The organism is Planotetraspora phitsanulokensis (assembly GCF_016863295.1).
In the GTDB taxonomy this organism is placed as follows: domain Bacteria; phylum Actinomycetota; class Actinomycetes; order Streptosporangiales; family Streptosporangiaceae; genus Planotetraspora; species Planotetraspora phitsanulokensis.
In genome coordinates, this window is sequence record NZ_BOOP01000026.1 from 97,773 (window position 1) to 118,555 (window position 20,783).

Genomic DNA, 20,783 nt, shown 5'->3' on the forward strand with positions numbered 1-20,783 from the left:
CGTTACCGTCACGCATAGTGACGGCCGTTTTGCTTTACCAGCTCTTCACGTGCGCGTCAGAAGCGGTATAAGCACGCGTCGCAGAGAGGTGCGGATTGGCCGGGCGGGTTCCCTCTTCCGGCCGTCATGTCCCGTCTCCTGGGGCGGGGCCGGGGCGGGAGCCTCGCGCCGGACGATTCCCCAGGTCTCTCCGGCCTCCCAGAGCGTCGCGAACGTCTCGTGGACCAGATCGTCCAGGTCGTCCCCCGGTAGCGCGAGGCGACGGGCCCGGTTCACGGCGGCCGTGCGCTCCAGCCGGGCGCTGACGACGCCCTCCTGTTCGTCGAGGGCCAGCGACAACACGCCGAGGCCCCTCCGCTCGGCGAACGCGAGGATCGATTCCAGGGTCTTCCGCGAAGGCACCCAGCCCGGCGGGCAGTGGAAGCGGAACGGGACGGGGAGTTCCGGGTCGGGGACGTGCCCGGCGAACGACACCCGGGTCTCGCCCGCGTAGGCGTCCCGGATCATCCGCGCTCCGCCGCGCGGCAGGCCGGCCACGATCACGACGACGTCGGGCAGGTCGCTCGCGAGCAGACCGTCGACCGTGGCCCGCACGTCCTGGACGGCCGCGCCTTCCGCGGGCACGACGGCCTCGACGTACGGCACGAGGTAGGTCCGCCCGGGCCGCCTCCTGAGCCGGCGCATCGACGGCACGCGCTCGGCCAGGTACGACCGGTCGGGCCCGGCGACGGGGCCGCCGACCCGCACGCTCCGTGCACTCCTTTCCGCCACGAATACCGCCCCGGCCTGGGCGAGCCGGTATCCCAGCTCGAGATACTCCTGCGCCGGCTGAATTCCGCCACTCGCGCGCAGCAGGGTCGCCGGAACCGAGGCGGGGGCGCCCCCCATCGCGGTGAACGCCTTCGCCCCCGCCTCCCGCAGATCCGAGGCTCCGTCCCACTCTTGCCTGCGCTCCAGGGCTCCGGACCGGCCCGCGAACCCCTCGACCGACCCGGCCTCGACGGCGGCGAGCGCCTCGGCGTCGAGGCTCCCGCCGTGCGCGCCGGGCACGTGCAGCGGACGGCTCAGGACGACTAGGTGGTCCGCGAGGTGATGCCAGCGCATGTGCGCCTCGATGTGCTCGGGCGGGACGAGCAGATCGGCGTCGAGCAGATGGACGACGTCGCCGTCGCACGCGCCAGGCGTCCACGGCGTTCCCGGCTCCGGCCTGACGACCCGGATGCGCTCGGGCACACGGCCGGAAAGCGAGATCGGCGGTCCGTCACCGGCGTCAACGACGATGACCTCCATCAGATGGCGTGGATAGCTCTGGGACGCGAGGCCGGCCAGGGTCAGCGGCAACGTCCGCTCGCGGCCGCGTGTGGAGACGATCACGCTGACCGTCAGCGTCGGCGTCCACGCACCCGGGTCCGGCGGATCGCCGAGCACTCCGTAGTCGTTGAGCGGGATCCGGATGCCGGCCATCCGCGTCACCCCCGCCTGCCGTACGCGGGGGTGCGCTCCATCAGGGCGTTGAAGACCAGGCCGCGCCACTGCTCCTCGTAGGACGTGAGGAACGACTGCACGGGCGGCTGCCACGTGTGCTCGCGCGCGTTCCGGCGGCGCAGCAGGTAGTTGAAGCCGTGGGAGCGGTAGATCCGTCCCCCTGCGGCCCGCACGGCGTCGAGCAGTTGCCCGTCGACCGTGCGCGGGATGGGCCGGAACCCGCCGACCGCGTCGAACATCGCCCGGGTGATCACCATGGTTCCCCCGGCCACGAAAGGGGCGAACCGCTCCGTGCCGACGCGTCTCCTGATCGTCACGTCGAGGGGCTCCAGGTAGACGAACTCCGGGGCGGAGCCGACCAGGTCCGCACCGGAGTAGCGCTGGGCCAGCAGGAGGTCGGCGAGGTGGTCGGGCCCATACCAGTCGTCGTCGTCGACCTTGGCGAGGAACGTCCCCGAGGCCACGGCGGCCATCCGGTTGAGGACCGAGCCGAAGGGCAGCCCGCCGGGGGCCTCGACCACCGTGACCGGGAGGTCCGTGGCGGGCACCGCGGCGACCGGCAGTCCGTGGAGTCCCACGACGAGCTCCAGCCGTACGCCGCGCTGGCCTTCCATCTGCTCGATCGCGAAGGGGATCATCTCCGGCCTGCGCGTGCACAGCAGGACCGACACCAGCGGCTCGGGAGGCACGGGCAGGCCGGCGGACGAGGCCACGGCACGCCAACGGGGGACGGCGCCGTGGACGCGCAGTGCGATCCTGCGCAGCCGGATCGCGATCTCCTCCCGCCGCTGGTCGGTCGCCAGATCCTCCTCGCACACCGCCGCGACGGCTTGGGCCAGCTCGGGTCCGAGGGCGGCGTCGCGTTCCGCGTCGGGCCTGGCGATCACCGGGACCCCGGCGGCGGCCAGTCCGGCGACGATCCTGGCGGCCGCCCTGGCCGTGGCGGGCCCTCCCTCTCCGGCAGGCGGGATCACCACGCCCCTGACGTCCCTGAGGCGCGCCACCTCGACGTCCGTCAGCTCTCCGCGTGGCCCCAGCCGTACGAGCACGTCCGATCCGCAGATCACGGCGGGGCCGGAGCCGAGCGTCGCGACAGAACCCGTGGGGTGCCGTCTGAAGCCGATGGGGTTGACCACGGCCTCGTCGACGGGCGGCAGCGCGCCGGGATCGACGCGATCACGCCCCAGGTTCAGGTGGGGACCGCCCGCACGCACGTCGGCGCGTTCGCCGTCGAGGCGGAGCAGCAGGTCGCAGCCGGGGGCGTCCCGGCGCTCCGGCGTCCGGAGCGCGCGGTCGGCGGGGGCCGCGTCGGCGTCGCCGGGCCGCCACTCACCGGCGTACTCCCCTGCGAGGCCGATCACCGGCTGGCCCGGCTGGCGGCCCGTCCCGAGAAGGCCCCGCGCCACCGACGCGACCACCTCGCCCGCCGCGACGGGTTCGGTGAACGACGCGTCGAGGTGCCAGCCGGTGGCCGTACGGGTGACCCGCAGGTCGGCGAGCCGCGCCCAGGCGTCCGATTGGCCGGGGACGGGCGTCGGCGGCGGCGCCCACAGGGACGTCTCCGCCAGCACGACACGGATCCGTCCGGCGCTCGGAAGGAGCCCGCGCATCGGGACGAGCACGCGCAGGTCCCGCAACGTCCGGACGGCGACGACCACGCAGTCGAACGGCTCTCGCGGCGCGCCCTCCGCGTCGAGGTCATGCCAAGGACCGCTGAAGCCGTCGACCCGGCCGAACGACTCCGGGCAGTGGCCGAATCCGACGCTCGTTCCCCATGTTCGCGGCGATCGGGGGGTGGAACGGATCAACCGGACCTCCTCCTCGAATCGCGTTGGCCCCGGTCGCCGGTCTCAGGACGGCGACCCGGGACAGCATCGCGAAACGCGCGGACGCCTGCCGTGGTGCTTGGCCGAACGTTTACGGGCCCGCTCCCCGTGTGGTCACCCCTCGGAGGACCCGGTCTGGGGTGACCTCAGCGAACGGCTGATCCGCTTGCCGAGCCGCTGCGCCGGGGCCTCGACGAAGCGGTACGTCAGCCAGCTCAAGGTGAGGAGCACGACCAGATATCCCAGGCTGACCGCCGACTGGAGCGCGGCGGGCAGGCCTCGGAGGTCGCCCAGCAGGGAGTTCAGCCCCCGCAACAGGGGATGGTGGAGCAGGTAGATCGAGTAGCTGATCAGGCCGATCCACGTGAGCACGCCGGGGATCGGGCGGCCGCGCAGCGCCATCGCGAGGGCGAACGTGCCGCCCGCGAGCGCCATCGTCGTGATCCACACGTCCGGCTGCACCCACCACCAGCCCGCCTGGATCGACCACACGGGAGAAACGGCCACCAGGGCGGCCGACACCACGACCGGGGTCAGCCCGCCCGTGCCCGCCTCCCAGCGCTGGATGGCCGTCCCGGTGAACATCACCGCGAGGATGGCCGCGCCGAACCAGGGCACGAAGCTGGCGAACACGAGCAGCACCAGGGCCATCAGGCCGAGGGAGTAGGCGGCGACCATCCGGAAACGGCCCGAGATCAGGCAGGCGAGCCCGGCGACGAAGATCACACAGGTCACGATGGCCGGCCACTCGCCCGGCAGCAGCGGCGCCGACAACACCAGGCCCGACGCGACCGCCACGACGCCGAACGCGATGGCCAGCAGGCCGCTGCGCCGGTGCGCACCCCCCACGAAGAGCGCGGTGACGATCAGGTAGAACACCATCTCGTACGACAGGGTCCACATCGGATCGGCGACCCCGCCCATGTGGACGACGTCGAGCAACATCGACAGGTGGGCCGCCACGGACGACGGATGGCGCGGGACCTCCATGCGCACCGGCACCCAGATCGCCATCACGAGCACAAGCCCGATGACCAGCAGGTACAGAGGGTAGAGGCGGAAGATCCGGCTGATCCAGAAGGCTCTGACGTCTCCCCTGTGCTCCAGGGACGCCGGGATGATGTACCCGCTGACCAGGAAGAACACCAGAACGCCGTACATGCCGAGGTTGAACCAGTACGGTCGCAGCGCGGGCATGAGCCACGGGAGCATGTGCTCGGCCACCACGGCCATCGCCCCGATTCCGCGTAACGCGTCCAGCCAGGCGAGCCGGGTGACCTGCGTGCGTGAGGGTGCGACGGCGACCTGTGTGGCAATCACCAGCCTCAACTTACCGCTGACGCCTGAGCCACACCCTTATGTACGCCTTTTTCACTCCCCGCTGTCATGATCATACATTTCCGCCCCCGTCCCCTTCCATGATCACGCGCGGGAAGGGGGGGTTACTCCCACTCGATGGTGCCCGGGGGCTTGCTGGTGACGTCGACGACCACTCGGTTGACCTCACGTACCTCGTTCGTGATCCGGGTCGAGATGCGGGACAACACGTCGTAGGGGACGCGGGCCCAGTCGGCCGTCATCGCGTCCTCCGAGGTGACGGGCCGCAGGACGACGGGGTGCCCGTACGTGCGACCGTCGCCCTGGACGCCGACCGAGCGGACGTCGGCCAGCAGGACAACCGGGCACTGCCAGATGTCACGGTCGAGCCCCGCCCGGGACAACTCCTCGCGCGCGATGGCGTCGGCCTCGCGGAGGATGTCGAGCCGCTCCGCGGTCACCTCGCCGATGATCCGGATGCCGAGCCCCGGTCCCGGGAACGGCTGCCGCCAGACCATCGCCACGGGAAGGCCCAGCTCTTCGCCGGCCCGCCGGACCTCGTCCTTGAACAACGTCCGCAACGGCTCGACCAGCTGGAACCGCAGGTCGTCGGGCAGGCCGCCCACGTTGTGGTGAGACTTGATGTTCGCGGTGCCGGTGCCGCCGCCGGACTCGACCACGTCGGGGTACAGCGTGCCCTGGACCAGGAAGTCCGCCGGGCCGTCCGCCAGGATCGCCCGCTGCTCGTCCTCGAAGACGCGGATGAACTCCCGGCCGATGATCTTCCGCTTCTCCTCGGGGTCGACCACCCCGGACAGGGCCTTGAGGAACCGCTCGGCGGCGTCCACCACCCGGAGCTTCACCCCGGTCGCGGCGACGAAGTCACGCTCGACCTGCTCGGCCTCGCCCTTGCGGAGCAGGCCGTGGTCGACGAAGACACAGGTGAGACGGTCGCCGATGGCGCGCTGGACGATGGCGGCCGCCACGGCGGAGTCCACGCCGCCCGACAGCGCGCAGATCGCCCTGCCGTCGCCGACCTGCTCGCGCACCGCCGTGACCGCGTCCTCGACGATGTTGAGCATGGTCCACGACGGACGGCACCCGGCCGCCTTGAGGAAGTGCTTGAGCACCGTCTGGCCGTGGGCGGTGTGGAGGACCTCGGGGTGGAACTGCACGCCGTACAGTCCCTGCTCGGGGTTTTCGATCGCGGCGACCGGCGTGGCCTCGGTGGACGCGGTGACGATGAACCCGGCGGGCGCCCCCGACACGGAGTCGCCGTGGGACATCCAGACCGACTGCGTGGACGGCAGACCCGCGAACAGCACGCCGTCGCCCAGCACCTGCAACGAGGTGCCGCCGAACTCCGCGACTCCCGTCCTGTTGACGGTCCCGCCCAGCGCCTGCGCCATCGCCTGGAAGCCGTAGCAGATGCCGAAGGTCGGCACGCCCGTCGCGAACAGCCCTTCGGGGACGGGCGGGGCGCCCTCGGCGTACACGGACGAGGGACCGCCCGACAGGATGATCGCCTTGGGCTTCCTGGCCAGCATCTCCGCCACCGGCATCGTCGACGGGACGATCTCGGAGTAGACGTGGCATTCACGCACCCGGCGGGCGATCAGCTGCGCGTACTGCGCGCCGAAGTCGACCACCAGGACCGTGTCGAACTCAGACACCGGAAGGACCCCCAAAGGAAACGAGCGGTGTCGTCAGTCTATCGGCGCGGTTCCGGCACCCACCCCCCCACACGGTCCGGGCCCGCGACCCCCACACGGTCCGGCCCCGTGACCGGCTCCGATGCGGCCAGGTAAAAATCCAAATGACACTTATTTGTGTTATTTGCGTCATGTCAGTTACCATCGTGGCATGACCACGCCAGACGAGCTCACCTTCACCGACCGGATGGCCCACTTCTACGCACGGGAGTACGGGTTCCCCCCCGTGGCCGGCCGCGTGCTGGGCTATCTGCTCATCTGCCGGCCCCCTCAGCAGACCATCGCGGAGCTCAGCGAGGCGCTGCTCGCGAGCCGCAGCGCGATCACGGGGGCGGTCACCCTCCTGGCCGGCCATCGCGTCGTGCGCCGCTCCCGCTCAGCCGGGCAGCGCGTGGACCACGTCACCCTCGACCCCCGGGCGCTCGACCCCACGGGCTTCGCGAGCGCGACGTACCAGGAGCAGGCCGCGCTCGCGCGCGAGGCGCTCGAGCTACTCGAGGACGGCCCCTCCGAACGGCGCTCGATGCTCGAGGAGGGCGCCGCGTTCTACGACTTCCTCGCCGAGCGGATGCCCGCCCTGCTGTCCGAATGGCACGTCCAGCGCGACACCCTCAGGCGCCGGCCCTGATCACCCCACGGACCGGCACATAACACCGCAAGAAACACAGGTCCCCGTAAGAACCACGGTCCCGAAGACTCCGAAGACGCGCAGGCCCACACGAAAGGCTGGCCCCCCATGTCTCGTCAGCTCACGATCACCGCCGCGGACACCCGTCTCCACGCTGTCGACACCCCCGGAGAGGGACGCCCGCTCCTCTTCCTCAACGGCGGCTTCGCGACGCAGCGGCACTGGAACCACGTCCTCCAGCGCCTCGCCGGGAGGCACCGCACCGTCACATTCGACGCGCGGGCGCGCGGGAAGTCGGGCAGGTCGGCCGACTACTCCGCCCGGGGCGCCGTCGACGACATCGGCCGCGTGATCGAGGCGACCGGGATCGAGCGGCCGGTCCTGGTGGGGTGGTCCCACGGCGCGACGCTCGCGGTGCGGTACGCCGCCGAGCATCCCGACCAGGTCGCCGGGCTCGTCCTCGTCGACGGCGCCTACCCGATCTCGATGTTCGACGAGGCCGGCAAGGATGCGGCGCGCAAGCAGTTCCGCCGGCTCGGCTGGATCATGCGCATCATGGCGGCCCTCGGCCTTTCCGCCCGGATGACGCCCGCCGAGTCGGCCGAGATGGTCATCGAGCTGGACACCGTGAACGGCGAGCTCGGCCCCGACTTCGAGGCACTGCAATGCCCGGCCGTGTACGTCGTCGCCACCGGTCCGCACTCGGGCGCCTCGGACGAGGACATGCGGACGCTGCGGGCCGCCGCCGCCAAGGCCGAGTCGCTGAACGAGCGCGTGTCGGTGTTCGCGACGACGCCGAGCAACCACGTGCAGATCCTGAGCAAGGACCCCGGCACCGTCGTCGCCGCGATCGAGGACGTCGTCGCCCGGGCCTAGGTGATCCCCACGATCGGCAGGCGGAGCGCTCCCGGAGCCGACGCCGGCACCACCGGGTGGAGCGGCACGACCGGCGAGACCCTCGCGTAGGCCGATCCCACCGCCGGGCGGGGATCGGCCTCGCCCTTGTTCGGCCACAGGGCCATGGCCCGTTCCGCCTGCGCGGTGATGGTGAGCGAGGGATTGACCCCCAGGTTGGCGGAGATCGCCGACCCGTCGACGATGTGCAGCCCCTCGTACCCGTAGACCCGGTGGTAGGCGTCGATCACACCGCTCTCCGGGGAGTCGCCGATCGCGCAGCCGCCGAGGAAGTGCGCCGTGGCCGGGATGTCGAACAGGTCGAGCCAGGACCCGCCCGGCATGCCGCCGATCTCCTCCGCGGCCAGCCGCGCGGCCCGGTGCCCCGCGGGGATCCAGGTGGGATTGGGCTCGCCGTGGCCGGGGTCGGCCCTCAGCCGCCGTCCCCGGAGGGAGACCGTGACCGAGTTATTCTTGGCCTGCATGACGAGGGCGATGACGGCCCGTTCCGACCACCTCCGGTGGTTGAACAGCCGGGGCACCAGGTGCGGCCGGCGCAGGGCCGCGCCGAGGAACTTCAGCCAGCGGGGCGCCCTGCCCCCGCCGTCCACGAGCAGCGTGCGGAGCATGCCCATCGCGTTGGAGCCGTCGCCGTACCTGACGGGTTCGATGTGCGTCTCGGCGTCGGGGTGGATCGACGAGGTGATCGCCACCCCGCGGTTGAGCTTGTCCCCCGTGACCTTGAGCCGCTCGAAGCCGAGCAGCGCCTCGGAGTTCGTCCGGGTCAGGACGCCGAGCCGCGGCGATAGCCCGGACAGGGTCGTCGCCCTCAGGGTGTGCAGCAGCCGCTGCGTGCCGTACGTGCCGGCGGCGAAGACGACCTGCCGCGCGGTGAAGGCGCGGGTGCCGCGCAGGGAGCCGGTCCTGCGGGCCGTGACCTCGTACCCGCCGTCGATCGGCCGCACGCTGGTGACGGTCGTCTCGGGATGGACCGTCGCCCCCGCGTTCTCCGCCAGGTGGAGGTAATTCTTGACCAGCGTGTTCTTCGCGCCGTGGCGGCAGCCCGTCATGCATTCGCCGCACTCCAGGCAGCCCCGCCTGCGCGGTCCGACGCCGCCGAAGTACGGATCGTCGACCTCGACGCCGGGGGCGCCGAAGAACACCCCCACGGGGGCGAGGTGGAAGGTGTCGCCGACGCCCATCCGCTCGGCCACCTTCCGCATGACCTCGTCGGCGGGCGTCACCGTCGGGTTCCGCGCCACCCCCAGCATCCGTTTGGCCTGGTCGTAGTAAGGAGCGAGCTCACTCTTCCAGTCCGTGATGCGACTCCACTGGGGGTCGTCGAAGAAGGGGTCGAGCGGCTCGTAGAGCGTGTTCGCGTACACCAGCGAGCCGCCGCCCACCCCCGCGCCGGCGAGGACCATGACGCCGCTTCCGCCGCGCAGCACGTGGATCCGCTGGATCCCCTTCAGCCCGAGCCGCGGGGCCCACAGGAAGTCCCTGGCCCGCCAGGACGTCTTGGGCAGCGTGCCGTCCTCGAACCGCCTGCCGGCCTCAAGGACGCCGACCGAGTAACCCTTCTCCGTCAGGCGGAGGGCCGTCACGCTCCCGCCGAAACCCGACCCGATGACGACGACGTCGTAGTCCATGGCAGTCCTATTTGAGGTGGAGCCGCTTCATCGTCTTGAGGATGCCGGCAAGGGTGTCGGCGTAGGTGTCGTACGACATGCCGAGCATCGGCTCGAAGCCGAGCCACGACGCCTGGCTGGCGACGGTCTGGACCTCGGTGTACTTGAGCAGGCCCTCGGATCCGTGGCGGCGGCCGAGTCCGGAGGCCTTCATGCCGCCCATCGGGGCGTCGTAGGACGCGTAGGCCGAGCCGTACCCCTCGTTGACGTTGACCGTGCCCGCCTTGACGCGGGCGGCGAGCCGCCTGGCCCGCCCGAGGTCGCGCGTCCAGAGCGAGGCGTTCAGCCCGTAGGGCGTGTCGTTCGCGAGGGCGACGGCCTCGTCCTCGTCCGAGAACCGGTAGAGGGCCACGACGGGGCCGAAGGTCTCGTCACGGCACAGATCCATGTCCTCGGTGACGCCCTCGACGACCGTCGGCTCGTAGAACAGCGGCCCGAGGTCCGGCCGCGCGCGGCCTCCGGTCAGCACCTTCGCGCCCTTGGCGACGGCGTCGGCCACGTGCTCGGTCACCGCGTCGAGCTGCCGCCGATGGGTCAGGGACCCCATCTGCGTGTCCCACTCGGACCCGGCGGCGATCTTCATGTTCTCCACCGCGCGGACGAACTTGTCCCGGAACGCGTCGGCGACCGATTCCTGCACGTAAAGCCGTTCGATGGAGATGCACAGCTGGCCGGCGTTGGTGAAGCACGCCCGGATGGCGCCCTGCGCGGCCAGGTCGAGGTCGGCGTCGTCGAGCACGATCATCGGGTTCTTGCCGCCCAGCTCCAGCGAGCAGCCGACGAGCCGGGCGGCGGCCTCGACGGCGATCTTCCTGCCGCCCCTGGTCGATCCGGTGAACGCCACGTAGTCGGCGCCGTCGATCAGCGGCTCGCCCACGTCCTCGGGGTCGCCCAGCACGACCTGCCAGATGTCGCGCGGCATGCCAAGCTCGGCCAGCAGGTCGATCGTCCAGAGGGTGGACAGGGCGGTCTGCGTGTCGGGCTTGTGGACGACGGCGTTGCCCGCGATCAGCGCGGGGACCACGTCGGTCACCCCGAGCGACAGGGGATAGTTCCACGGGCTGATCACGGCGACGACGCCCTTGGGGTGGCGGAGCTCGGTCACCCGGGTGGCCAGCGGGAAGATGCCCCGGCGGCCATGCGGCTCCAGCAGCCCGGGCGCGCGCCTGGCGAAGTAGAGGCTGCAGCCGGCCACGTCGAGGACCTCCTCGAACGCGTGCCGCCTCGCCTTGCCCGTCTCCGTCTGGACGATGTCGAGGATCTCGTCCCTGCGGTCGATCATCGCGTCGTGCAGCCGCAGGAACGGCCTGATCCGCTCGCGGACGGGCAGCGCGGCCCATGCCTCCTGCGCGGCCCCGGCCTTGGCGTACGCGGCCTTGACGTCGCCGGCCGAGGAGATCGGGACGTCGGCGAGGGGCTCACCGGTGAACGGGACGGCGATCTGCCGGGTCTCGCCCTCAGAGGTGACGTGCGCGAGGACTCGATCGACCATGGCGCTGTCGAGCGTCCGAATCGTGGCGGCCATGGCGGAAGAATATTCCGGAGACCTCCCTAAAGCTACTGATTGGTAAAGCCACCTTCAGGCGCCCCCAAGGGAGCGCTCGAACCGAAGCCCGCCACGATACGTCCTAGGGGCATGAGGACATCGATTCGCACGGCGGGCGCCATCGCCCTGGCCGGGCTTCTCGCCACGGCGTGCACGGAGGGGCGCGCGGCTCAGGCACCGCCGCGGGTCGACCTGACCGACAAGGTCTCCCTCGTCTCGTACACGAGCTGCGACGACATGCTGAACGACATCCGGCGCAGGACCGCCGAGAACGTGAGCCCCTGGGGCGTCGGCCCCGCGATGTACGCCGCGTCGGAGGACGCGTCCCTCGCGGCGACGGCCACCGCCAAGGGAGCCGCCCCGGACCAGTCCTACTCGACGACCAACGTCCACGAGGCCGGAGTCGACGAGCCCGACCTGGTCAAGACCGACGGGCAGCGGATCATCACGGTCAGCCAGGGCGTGCTCCGCGTCGTCGACATCGAGAGCCGCCGGGTGACCGGCACCCTGCGTCTCGTCCCCAAGGAACAGGCCTGGGCGCGGGCCGACCTGCTGATCTCCGGAAATCGCGCGCTGGTGCTGTTCGAGGGCATGGGCGGGATGATCCCGCTGGGCGCGATGGCCAAGGTGCGGCCGGGGTCGTCGGGATCCACGTACATGCTCGTCGACCTGTCCGGCGCGCCGAAGGTGCTGGCCACGATGACCGCCGACGGCACGCACGTCGACGCCCGGCAGGTCGGCTCGACCGTGCGGCTCGTCGTCCGGTCCCAGCCGAACATCACGCTCCCTCCGCCCAAGCCCGACATGTCCGAGTCCAGGTTGCTCGAGCGCAACCGCAGGGCCGTGCTGGCCGCACCGGTCAACGCCTGGTTGCCGTCGTTCCAGATCGTGGCCGACGGGGTCACCCGCACCGACGCGGTGAAGTGCGAGCAGATCAGCCACCCGGCCGAGTACACCGGGACCTCGATGCTGACCGTCCACACGATCGACCTGGCCGCCGACCAGACCTTCTCCCCCGACTCGCCGATCAGTGTGGCCGCCGACGGCGACACCGTGTACGGCACGGCGACCAGCCTCTACGTCACCAGCAACCCCCGCTGGTGGGCGCGGCCGATGATCATCGATGACATGCCGATGCCGACTCCCCGGGTGTCGGACAGGCCGCGAAAGCCGGCTCCCACGCCGACGACGCCTCCCGAGCGCACCGAGGTGCACCGGTTCGACATCACCGGCGCGGGCTCCCCCCGCTACGTCGACTCGGGCTCGGTGCCCGGACGGCTGCTCAACCAGTACTCCCTGTCGGAGAGCAAGGGCAACCTCCGGGTGGCCACGACGTCCAACTCGGAGACGTTCGGCGGGACCCGCGAGACGAGCGAGAGCGGCGTCTACGTCCTCGACGCGACCAGCCTGTCCTCCGTGGGCTCGGTGACGGGGCTCGGCAAGGGCGAGCGCATCTACTCCGTGCGCTTCATCGGCGACGTCGGCTATGTGGTCACGTTCAAGCAGACCGACCCGCTCTACGCCCTGGACCTGCGTGATCCTGCCGATCCCAAGGTCACCGGCGAGCTGAAGATCTCCGGCTACTCCTCCTACCTGCACCCCGGCGGGGAGGGGCGTCTGCTCGGCATCGGCCAGGAGGCCACCGAGTCGGGCCAGACGCTCGGCACGCAGATCTCCCTGTTCGACGTGAGCGACCCGGCCAGCCCGAAGATCGTCTCCAGGTTCCTCCAGGAGAAGTCCGCCTCTGAGGCCGAGTGGGACCCGCACGCCTTCGTCTACTGGCCGCAGTCGGGCCTGGCGATGTTGCCCCTCCAGAGTTGGGCCGGCGACTTCGTCCAGGGCAGCTCCGCCCTCGTGCTCAAGGTCGGCGACGGCGGGATCGACAAGATCGGCATGATCAACCACCCCAGCGAGAACCAGGGGGACGGCTCGTTCGCACCGGTCGACAACGGCATCCGCCGCTGCGTCGTCATCGGGAACACCATCTGGACGGTCTCCGACAGCGGCCTCAAGGTCAGCGACGCGACGAGCCTCGCCGACCGGGCCTGGATCCCCTTCGCGTGACCCTGCGTCAGACGCCGTGACCCTCCGGGAGGGCGACCGGAACGATCTCGGGTGCACCGAGACGGATCGCGTCGGCCTCCCGGTCGGTGTCCTGCTCCTGTGAGGCCCGCTCGGCCTCGACCCTCTTGGTGAAGTACTCCACCTCCCGCTTGACCTGCTCGGTGTCCCAGCCGAGCGGCTTGGCCATGAGCTCCGCGGCCTCCTGCGCAACGGCGGAGCCGCGGTGGAAGGTCTCGATCGAGATGCGGGTCCGCCGGCTCAGCGCGTCGTTGAGATGACGGGCGCCCTCGTGGGTGGCCGCGTGGACGATCTCGGCACGCAGGTAGTCGTCGGCCCCCGAGAGCGGCCGGCCGAGCGAGGGATCCCGCTCGATCAGCTCCAGCACCTCGTCGATCACGGAGCCGTAGCGCTGGAGCAGGTGCTCGATCCGCGCGACGTGCAGACCGGACGAGCGGGCGAGCCGGTGGCGGGAGTTCCACAACGCCCGGTAGCCCTCCGCGCCCGCCAGCGGGACCTGGTCGGTGCAGGACGGCGGCACGCGCCGGTCGAGGCCGTGCGCGACGGCGTCGACCGTGTCGGCCGCCATCACCCGGTACGTCGTGAACTTGCCGCCGGCCACCATGACCAGGCCCGGGACGGGGTGGGCCACCACGTGCTCCCGCGAGAGCTTGGAGGTCTCCTCCGACTCCCCCGCGAGCAGCGGCCGCAGCCCGGCGTAGACGCCTTCGACGTCGTCCCTGGTCAACGGCACCGCGAGGACAGAGTTGACGTGGTCGAGCAGATAGTCGATGTCCGTCCGGGAGGCGGCGGGATGGACCTTGTCTAGCGTCCACTCCGTGTCGGTGGTGCCGATGATCCAGTGCCGGCCCCAGGGGATCACGAACAACACCGACTTCTCGGTGCGCATGATGATCCCGGTCAGGGAGTGGATGCGGTCGCGCGGCACCAAGAGGTGGATGCCCTTGGAGGCCTTGACGTGGATCTGGCCGCGCCCGCCGACGAGTTCCTGGACGTCGTCGGTCCAGACCCCCGTCGCGTTGACGACCTGACGGGCCCGAACGTCGAACTCGGTCCCGCTCTCCAGGTCGCGCACGCGGACGCCGGTGACGCGCTCACCCTCGCGCAGGAAGCCGACCGCCTGGACGCGCGACGCCACATCGGCCCCGTACGTCGCGGCCGTCCTGAGCATGGTCATCACGTACCGGGCGTCGTCCACCCCGGCGTCCCAGTACTGCACGGCGCCGGTGAAGGCCGACCGTTTGAGGGCGGGGGCGATGCGCAGCGCCCGCCGCCGCGACAGGTGCCGGTGGCCCGGCATGCCCCGGCTGAAGCCGAAGGAGAAGCCCAGCGTGTCGTAGAGCGCGAGCCCGGCCCCGACGTACGGCCGCTCCCAGCCCGGATGGGTGAGGGGGAAGAGGAAGGGCACGGGCCTGACCAGGTGCGGAGCGATCCGCTGGAGCAGCAGGGACCGCTCCCGCAGCGCCTCACGCACCAGGTCGAAGTTGAGCTGCTCCAGGTAGCGCAGCCCACCGTGGATCAGCTTGGACGAGCGTGAGGAGGTCCCCGAGGCGAAGTCCCGCGCCTCGACGAGGCCGACGGACAGTCCCCTCGTCACAGCGTCGAGGGCGACGCCGGCGCCGACGACACCGCCGCCGATCACGACCACGTCGAGTTCCTGCGATTCCATCCGGTCAAGGGCGGCGGAACGCTCTGTGGGGCCGAGCGCCGCGGTGCCCATCCGCGCGGTCATAGGGCTCCCTCTGTACGGCTTTCGCCTGTGCGGACGATTTCCTACCCGTAGGTCCTGACCAGCAAATCCTACTTCCCTCTCTCCCCAGCAAATGATCTTCATCTGCACGGTAGACGTGGAGGGAACAGGTGTGAAGCAGGGGACCGAGTCCGGATTTTTGCTATAAACGAGCCGTTCGACCTCCCCCATTCGGCGATCCCGGCCCTCGGGCGGAAAGATGGGCGCATGAGCCTCACTGTCTCTGACGTTCGCCTCGTGACGCCGGAAGGGGTCCACGACGGCTGGCTGACCATCGAGGACGGCAAGATCACGCACGTCGGCCGCGGCCAGGCGCCCGGCAACGGCCGGTCGCTGGGCGGCCGGACGGTCGTCCCGGGCTTCGTGGACATCCACACCCACGGCGGCGCCGGGGCCTCCTACCCGGACGGCGATGTGGACAAGGCGGCACAGGCCGCCGCCTTCCACCTCGGGCGCGGCACCACGACCACGCTGGCCAGCCTGGTCACCGCGGCGCCCGCCACGCTGGCCCGCACGGCGTCCGCCCTGGCCGACCTCTGCGAGCAGGGGCTCATCGCGGGCATCCACTTCGAGGGGCCGTACATCTCGAAGGCCCGCTGCGGCGCGCACGACCCGGCGCTGCTGCGCGAGCCCGACCGGGCGGAGTTCCGCGAACTGGTGCGGGCCGGGCGCGGCCACGTCCGCATGCTGACCATCGCGGCGGAGTTGCCGAACGCGCTCGACGTCATCAGGGACGCCGCGGCCGAGGGCGTGATCGCCGCGCTCGGTCACAGCGACGCCACCTACGAGCAGACGATCGCGGGGATCGAGGCGGGCGGCAGCGTCGCCACGCACCTGTACAACGCCATGCCGCCGCTGAGCCACCGCGATCCCGGCCCGATCGCGGCCCTCCTCCAGGACGATCGCGTCACTGTGGAGCTCATCAACGACGGAGTCCACGTCCACCCGGCGATGTTGCGCCTCGCCGCGCACGAATCGGGACCCGGCCGGACGGCGCTGGTCACCGACGCGATGGCCGCGGCCGGCATGGGCGACGGCCGCTACCCGCTCGGCCCGATGACCGTCGACGTCGAGGACGGCGTGGCACGCCTGACCGAGAACGGCACGATCGCCGGAAGCACCCTGACCATGGACGTGGCCTTCCGCCGCACGGTCCGCGAGATGGGGGCCTCTCTCGTCGAGGCGTCCGCGATGGCCTCGCTGACCCCCGCCCGGGTGCTCGGCCTCCAGGACGAGATCGGCTCGATCTCCGTCGGGAAGTACGCCGACCTCGTCGTCCTCGACGAGGATCTGCGCCTCGACGGCGTCATGAGGCGCGGCGTCTGGGTGCGGGAGCCCGCGTGACCACCCGGTCCCGCGTGACCATCCGATCCCTTGTGACCGCCCGGTCCCGCGTGATCACCCGATCACGCGGGACCCGCTGCCGGTGATCAGGGCTGCGGAGGGGCGACGACGACCTCGACGCGCTGGAACTCCTTGAGGTCGGAGTAGCCCGCGGTCGCCATCGTGCGGCGCAGCGCGCCCATGAGGTTCATCGAGCCGTCGGCCACCGAGGACGGGCCGTGCAGGATCTGCTCCAGCGTCCCGATCGTGCCGAACTCGACCCGCCTGCCGCGCGGCAGGTCCGGGTGGTGCGCCTCCGACCCCCAGTGGAAGCCGCGGCCCGGGGCCTCGGCGGCCCGTGCCAGAGGCGACCCGACCATGACGGCGTCGGCGCCGCAGGCGATCGCCTTGGCGATGTCCCCCGAGCCGCCCATGCCTCCGTCGGCGATGACGTGGACGTAACGGCCGCCCGACTCGTCCATGTAGTCGCGGCGGGCCGCGGCCACGTCCGAGATCGCGGTGGCCATCGGCACGACCACGCCGAGCACGTTGCGGGTGGTGTGCGAGGCGCCGCCGCCGAATCCGACCAGCACGCCGGCCGCGCCGGTGCGCATCAAGTGCAGCGCGGCCGTGTAGGTGGCGCAGCCGCCGACGATGACGGGCACGTCGAGCTCGTAGATGAACTGCTTCAGATTCAGCGGCTCGGCCCGCCCCGAGACGTGCTCGGCCGAGACCGTGGTGCCGCGGATGACGAAGATGTCGACGCCGGCGTCGATCACGGCCTTGTGGTGCTGCACCGTGCGCTGCGGCGACAGCCGTACCGCCGTGGTCACGCCCGCCGCGCGGATCTCCCCGATGCGCCGGGCGATCAGCTCGTCCTGAATCGGAGCCGTGTAGATCTCCTGGAGCCGCCGCGTGGCGGCCTCCTCGTCGAGGGTGGCGACCTCCTCCAGCAGCGACGCGGGGTCCTCGTACCGCGTCCACAGGCCTTCGAGGTCGAGGGCGGCGAGACCGCCCAGCCGGCCGATCTCGATCGCCGTGGCGGGCGAGACGACGCTGTCCATCGGGCTCACCACGAGCGGCAGCTCGAACCGGTAGGCGTCGATCTGCCAGGAGATCGAGACCTCCTCGGGGTCACGGGTACGCCGGGAGGGCACGATGCCGATCTCGTCCAGCGCGTACGCGCGACGGCCGTTCTTGCCGCGCCCGATCTCCACCTGAGTCATCTCGCCTGCTCTTTCCCATTCATGTGCGTACGGCTACCGCCGGGCGCGGAAGCCGTACCGTGCCGGTCGCTCCCTAGGAAGCGTGTCTCCCTAATGGCGGTGGTAGTTGGGAGCCTCGACCGTCATCTGGATGTCGTGGGGGTGGCTCTCCTTGAGGCCCGCCGCGGTGATGGGCATGAGCTGCGCCTTCTCGTGCATCTCGGCGACCGTGCGGGAGCCGGTGTACCACATGCCCTGGCGCAGACCGCCGACCAGCTGGTGGGCGACCGCGGCGACCGGGCCGCGGTAGGGCACCTGGCCCTCGATGCCCTCGGGGATGTACTTGTCCTCGCCGGAGACGTCGGCCTGGGCGTAGCGGTCCTTGCTGAAGGAGGTGCCGCCGCGCTCGCGGTTGCGCACCGCGCCGAGCGACCCCATGCCGCGGTAGGACTTGAACTGCTTGCCGTTGATGAAGATCAGCTCGCCGGGCGACTCCTCGCATCCCGCGAGCAGCGAGCCCAGCATGACGGTGTCGGCGCCCGCGGCGAGGGCCTTGGCGATGTCCCCCGAGTACTGCAGGCCGCCGTCCCCGATGACCGGGATGCCCGCGGGTCCACAGGCCAGCGCCGCCTCGTAGATCGCCGTGAGCTGGGGCGCGCCCACGCCCGCGACCACGCGGGTGGTGCAGATGGAGCCGGGGCCGACGCCGACCTTCACCGCGTCCGCGCCCGCGTCGACCAGCGCCTGGGCGCCGGACCTGGTGGCCACGTTGCCGCCGATCACGTCCACTCCGCGGCTGTTGGCCTTGACCTTGGCGATCATCTCGCACACGCCGTGCGAGTGCCCGTGGGCCGTGTCCACGACGATGACGTCGGCGCCCGCCTCGACCAGGGCCATCGCCCGCTGCTCCGCGTCGCCCGCGACGCCCACCGCCGCGCCGACCATGAGCCGGCCTCGCGCGTCCTTGGTGGCCAGCGGGTACTGCTCGCTCTTGGTGAAGTCCTTGACGGTGATGAGACCCTGCAGCCGGCCCGCCCCGTCGACGATCGGCAGCTTCTCGACCTTGTGCTCACGGAGCAGCCGGAAGGCCTCGTCACGGGAGACGCCCGCCGGGGCGGTCACGAGTGGCATGCGGGTCATGACCTCGCGGACGGCCTTGTTCTGGTCCGTCTCGAACCGCATGTCGCGGTTGGTCACGATGCCGACGAGGACGCCGTCGGCATCGGTCACCGGCACGCCGGAGATCCGATAGGTGGCGCACAGCCGCTCGACGTCGGCGAGGGTGTCGTCGGGGGCGCAGGTCACGGGATTGGTCACCATGCCCGCCTCGGAACGCTTGACGAGGTCGACCTGACCGGCCTGCTCCTCGATCGAGAGGTTCCGGTGGAGGATGCCGATGCCGCCCTGACGGGCCATCGCGACGGCCATCCGCGCCTCGGTGACGGTGTCCATGGCTGCGGACACCAGCGGAATGCGCAACACGACGTTCCGCGACAGGCGCGTGGTCGTGTCGGCCTCTCCCGGCTGCAGATCCGAGTACGCGGGAACGAGGAGCACGTCGTCGAACGTGAGCCCCTGTTCGGTGAACTTGGCCATCTTCCAACCCTCCTGCCTGGCGCACCCCTCGCCAGACCCCGAGGTCAGTCTAGTGGGCTCCCCCGGACACGGGTCCGGGGTTCCCTCCGGGGCCCCGGCGGCGCGGACGGGCCTGGACCGGGATGAGGGCCGGAAGGGCGGAGCAGGTGGGCGGACGGACCGCGGGGGGTGGAGCCCCCGCGGCCCGGACCGGGATCGGCTCACCGCACGGGGCCGGCCTCGGGGGCGACTCCGGAGTCGGCCCCCGAGGCGGCTCCGGAGAAGACAAGGTGGGGGGACCGGCGTGCGGTCCCCCCACATGTGCGTCACTCAGGCCACGCCATCGAGCCCCCCTCCGCGCTCGAATGACGTACCGTTCGCTAACGCTGAGTCAAGGATGCGTCACGAAGCGTCCAAGCGCAATGTCGGTCGATGCAACTGCACAAAGTTGCATTTTGTCGGCCATTCGAAACTGCGAACGAAGAAAGCTTTGGAACGTGCATTTGCACAAAACCTCAACCGGCCCTCTTCCGAATATGCGAACGCCCGGCGCGGCCCGGGAGGGCGAGGCTATTCTCGCGACGCGAGGGATCGGACTTCCGCGAGTTCCGCCGTCGGCGTGATCGCGGTTTCGGCGCGAAGCGGAACGACCAACGGAGCGGTGATGATCACGACGCGGAACGCGGACCCTCTCGAATCGCTCGGCCTCACCCAGGAGCACAGGGACCTCTACACCGTGGTGCTGAAGCTCCATCGCGCCACCCTCGCGGAGATCGCCCAGGCCGTCGACGAGCCCGCCGACGACGTGCTCGACCGGCTCACCCGGCTCGTACGGCTGGGCACGGTCGACGAGCAGCAGGGGGAGTACCTCGCCCGTCATCCGGCCGCCGCCATCGGACGACTGGTGGCCGAGAGGCTCGACCGGCTCGCTCGGGAGAGCCGTCAGATCGACGCTGCCCTGGCCTCCGTCGCCCCCCTCACCCACCACTACGACGCCGGCCGCGACTACCAGGACGGCCAGTTCGCCGTCGACCTCGTGAGCGGGGCGGACGAACTCTACGAGAGCGTCGTCGGCCTGGCGCTGCAGGCGCCGCCGGCCGATCTGGTCTCCGCGATCCCGGACCGGCGGACGATGAACGACCTGGTCGAGAAGTACACCGGCCCCTGGACCCAGGCGATGAGGGACGGCCTGCTGTCCTCGCGGGCGGTCATCCCCATCGCGGTGATGGCGGCGCCCGGCGTCCGGAAGGTGTGCGAAAGGCTGACCGAGGCGGGAGCGCGCATCCGCACCCTCGACCGGGTGCCGAGCTGGTTCTTCGCCCTGGGCGACCACACCGCCGGCCTGCCCGCCGAATGGGGTGACTCGCTGCCGGAGCACGGCTACAACTGCTACCTCGTCCGGGCGCCGATCGTGGTGTCCGCGCTCCGCACGCTCTTCGAGGAGTTGTGGGCCAGGGCCGTCCCGATCTCGTCGTACGACAACGGCACGTCCCACGTGCTGAGGCTGGCCGCGCAGGGGCTCAGCGACGAGGGCATCGCCCGCCACCTGGGGTTGTCCGTCCGGACCGTCCGGGCGAGATTCGCGGAGGCGATGGCCGAGCTGGGGGCGCAGTCGCGGTTCCACGCGGGAGTCGAGGCCGCGCGTCGCGGCTGGTTGTGACCACTGCTGAGCGGGCATCTGACACGCTGGGTCCGTTATGACAGCCCAATCAGTAGATGGGGTCCACTTTCACTCACCATGGTGGGTCCTGG

14 protein-coding genes are annotated in these 20,783 nt (G+C 71.0%); 5 read left to right on the plus strand and 9 right to left on the minus strand.

Features of this window, described 5'->3' with window-relative positions; translation table 11 throughout:
* Nucleotides 1–45 precede the first annotated feature (45 nt).
* The 4 genes from Pph01_RS27430 to guaA form a co-directional block, all read right to left on the minus strand.
* Nucleotides 46–1,464 (minus strand): glycosyltransferase family A protein, encoded by a 1,419-nt coding sequence (locus tag Pph01_RS27430; RefSeq protein WP_204076055.1) that lies wholly within the window; start codon nucleotides 1,462–1,464, stop codon nucleotides 46–48.
* Between the two features lie 5 nt (nucleotides 1,465–1,469).
* Nucleotides 1,470–3,293, minus strand: a complete 1,824-nt coding sequence (locus Pph01_RS27435; protein WP_204076056.1) for a glycosyltransferase family 2 protein — start codon at nucleotides 3,291–3,293, stop codon at nucleotides 1,470–1,472.
* A gap of 132 nt (nucleotides 3,294–3,425) precedes the next feature.
* Nucleotides 3,426–4,631, minus strand: coding sequence for an acyltransferase family protein (locus Pph01_RS27440; protein WP_239117053.1), 1,206 nt, complete (start codon nucleotides 4,629–4,631; stop codon nucleotides 3,426–3,428).
* A gap of 122 nt (nucleotides 4,632–4,753) precedes the next feature.
* Nucleotides 4,754–6,316 (minus strand): glutamine-hydrolyzing GMP synthase, encoded by a 1,563-nt coding sequence (guaA, locus tag Pph01_RS27445; RefSeq protein WP_204076058.1) that lies wholly within the window; start codon nucleotides 6,314–6,316, stop codon nucleotides 4,754–4,756.
* Between the two features lie 175 nt (nucleotides 6,317–6,491).
* Here guaA and Pph01_RS27450 point away from each other — a divergent pair, with 175 nt between their 5' ends.
* Together Pph01_RS27450 and Pph01_RS27455 are read left to right on the plus strand one after the other, a co-directional pair.
* On the plus strand, nucleotides 6,492–6,968 hold the full coding sequence (locus Pph01_RS27450) for a GbsR/MarR family transcriptional regulator (protein WP_204076059.1): 477 nt from the start codon (nucleotides 6,492–6,494) through the stop codon (nucleotides 6,966–6,968).
* Between the two features lie 108 nt (nucleotides 6,969–7,076).
* The gene (locus Pph01_RS27455; protein ID WP_204076060.1) at nucleotides 7,077–7,844 is read left to right on the plus strand and encodes an alpha/beta fold hydrolase; all 768 of its coding nucleotides are present in this window, start codon (nucleotides 7,077–7,079) and stop codon (nucleotides 7,842–7,844) included.
* Here Pph01_RS27455 and Pph01_RS27460 read toward each other — a convergent pair.
* A complete protein-coding gene (locus Pph01_RS27460; RefSeq protein ID WP_204076061.1) occupies nucleotides 7,841–9,511 on the minus strand; it encodes an FAD-dependent oxidoreductase in 1,671 nt (556 codons plus the stop codon). The two genes, Pph01_RS27455 and Pph01_RS27460, sit on opposite strands and share 4 nt — an antisense overlap.
* A gap of 7 nt (nucleotides 9,512–9,518) precedes the next feature.
* Entirely contained in the window at nucleotides 9,519–11,075 is a 1,557-nt protein-coding gene (locus Pph01_RS27465) for a succinic semialdehyde dehydrogenase (RefSeq protein WP_204076062.1), read from the minus strand.
* 111 nt (nucleotides 11,076–11,186) lie between these two features.
* On the opposite strand from Pph01_RS27465, the gene Pph01_RS27470 reads away from it, so the two are divergent.
* Entirely contained in the window at nucleotides 11,187–13,160 is a 1,974-nt protein-coding gene (locus Pph01_RS27470) for a beta-propeller domain-containing protein (protein WP_204076063.1), read from the plus strand.
* 7 nt (nucleotides 13,161–13,167) lie between these two features.
* Here Pph01_RS27470 and Pph01_RS27475 read toward each other — a convergent pair whose 3' ends face one another.
* On the minus strand, nucleotides 13,168–14,910 hold the full coding sequence (locus tag Pph01_RS27475; protein ID WP_239117055.1) for a glycerol-3-phosphate dehydrogenase/oxidase: 1,743 nt from the start codon (nucleotides 14,908–14,910) through the stop codon (nucleotides 13,168–13,170).
* A 225-nt stretch (nucleotides 14,911–15,135) separates the two neighbouring features.
* Between Pph01_RS27475 and nagA the strand changes: the two genes are divergently transcribed.
* Complete coding sequence (gene nagA / locus Pph01_RS27480) at nucleotides 15,136–16,272, plus strand: N-acetylglucosamine-6-phosphate deacetylase (RefSeq protein ID WP_204076064.1); 1,137 nt, start codon at nucleotides 15,136–15,138, stop codon at nucleotides 16,270–16,272.
* A gap of 86 nt (nucleotides 16,273–16,358) precedes the next feature.
* On the opposite strand, the gene Pph01_RS27485 is transcribed toward nagA, so the two are convergent.
* Nucleotides 16,359–17,477 carry a GuaB3 family IMP dehydrogenase-related protein gene (locus Pph01_RS27485; protein WP_204076065.1) on the minus strand — a complete coding sequence of 373 codons (1,119 nt, stop codon included), beginning with the start codon at nucleotides 17,475–17,477 and terminating at the stop codon, nucleotides 16,359–16,361.
* A gap of 90 nt (nucleotides 17,478–17,567) precedes the next feature.
* Nucleotides 17,568–19,052, minus strand: coding sequence for an IMP dehydrogenase (guaB, locus tag Pph01_RS27490; RefSeq protein WP_204076066.1), 1,485 nt, complete (start codon nucleotides 19,050–19,052; stop codon nucleotides 17,568–17,570).
* Nucleotides 19,053–19,695: 643 nt separating this feature from the next.
* Here guaB and Pph01_RS27495 point away from each other — a divergent pair.
* Nucleotides 19,696–20,691 carry a helix-turn-helix transcriptional regulator gene (locus Pph01_RS27495; protein ID WP_204076067.1) on the plus strand — a complete coding sequence of 332 codons (996 nt, stop codon included), beginning with the start codon at nucleotides 19,696–19,698 and terminating at the stop codon, nucleotides 20,689–20,691.
* Nucleotides 20,692–20,783 lie beyond the last annotated feature (92 nt).

Coding starts and splice junctions, on each gene's coding strand:
- Pph01_RS27475 (WP_239117055.1), bottom strand. CDS start 14,910: ATGACCGCGCGGATGGGCACCGCGGCGCTCGGCCCCACAGAGCGTTCC.
- Pph01_RS27430 (WP_204076055.1), bottom strand. CDS start 1,464: ATGGCCGGCATCCGGATCCCGCTCAACGACTACGGAGTGCTCGGCGAT.
- Pph01_RS27450 (WP_204076059.1), top strand. CDS start 6,492: ATGACCACGCCAGACGAGCTCACCTTCACCGACCGGATGGCCCACTTC.
- Pph01_RS27470 (WP_204076063.1), top strand. CDS start 11,187: ATGAGGACATCGATTCGCACGGCGGGCGCCATCGCCCTGGCCGGGCTT.
- guaB (WP_204076066.1), bottom strand. CDS start 19,052: ATGGCCAAGTTCACCGAACAGGGGCTCACGTTCGACGACGTGCTCCTC.
- Pph01_RS27460 (WP_204076061.1), bottom strand. CDS start 9,511: ATGGACTACGACGTCGTCGTCATCGGGTCGGGTTTCGGCGGGAGCGTG.
- Pph01_RS27485 (WP_204076065.1), bottom strand. CDS start 17,477: ATGACTCAGGTGGAGATCGGGCGCGGCAAGAACGGCCGTCGCGCGTAC.
- nagA (WP_204076064.1), top strand. CDS start 15,136: ATGAGCCTCACTGTCTCTGACGTTCGCCTCGTGACGCCGGAAGGGGTC.
- Pph01_RS27455 (WP_204076060.1), top strand. CDS start 7,077: ATGTCTCGTCAGCTCACGATCACCGCCGCGGACACCCGTCTCCACGCT.
- Pph01_RS27465 (WP_204076062.1), bottom strand. CDS start 11,075: ATGGCCGCCACGATTCGGACGCTCGACAGCGCCATGGTCGATCGAGTC.
- Pph01_RS27495 (WP_204076067.1), top strand. CDS start 19,696: ATGATCACGACGCGGAACGCGGACCCTCTCGAATCGCTCGGCCTCACC.